Source organism: Myxococcus llanfairpwllgwyngyllgogerychwyrndrobwllllantysiliogogogochensis, assembly GCF_006636215.1.
Taxonomy (GTDB): domain Bacteria; phylum Myxococcota; class Myxococcia; order Myxococcales; family Myxococcaceae; genus Myxococcus; species Myxococcus llanfairpwllgwyngyllgogerychwyrndrobwllllantysiliogogogochensis.
Map to the genome: position 1 here is coordinate 1 of NZ_VIFM01000644.1, position 569 is coordinate 569.

General features: G+C 71.4%; 1 protein-coding gene. It reads right to left on the minus strand.

All coding sequences use genetic code 11. The features are described 5' to 3' along the window. Positions 1-536 (minus strand): Cof-type HAD-IIB family hydrolase (locus tag FJV41_RS57150; RefSeq protein WP_497812683.1); only part of this gene is annotated, 536 nt, incomplete at its 3' end. Positions 537-569 lie beyond the last annotated feature (33 nt).

Below are 569 nucleotides of genomic sequence, written 5' to 3' on the forward strand. Positions count from 1 at the left end.
ATATTGGCCACGCCCACGCTGTGCGGGAAGGCTTCGAACATCTTCTGGTCGTTGGTGGAATCGCCCACGTAGACCCAGCGGCCGATCTCCGCGTCGAGCGTGCGCCCGAAGAGGGCGCGCACGATCCAGCGGGCGCCCGCGAGCTTGTCGTGCTCGCCGTACCAGCCGTTGACGTGGATGCTGCTCACGGTGGCGTGCATGCCTTCGGCGCGCATGCGCTGCACGACGGCGTCGATGGCCGGCTGCGGCAATTGCACGAATTCGCTGTGGTCGATGGCGATGTCGCATTCGCGGCCGGCCGAGTCCGTGGCGCGGCGGGCGCCGGGAATGTCCCGCTCGATGCCGGCGAGCACCTCCTGCATGCGCGCGTACTGCGCGGCGCGCGTGGCGGCGTCCTGCTGGTAGATCTTGGCCAGCACGGGGCCTCCGGGGCCCATCGGGTGCACTCGCACCGCGTCGGATTGCGCCGCGGGTCCCGTGCGCTGCAGCGGCGCTTCGGGCTGCCGCACCATCGCCACGGCGCCGTTCTCGGCCACGATCGCGTCCACGGGCCACGAGGCGGCGAACGG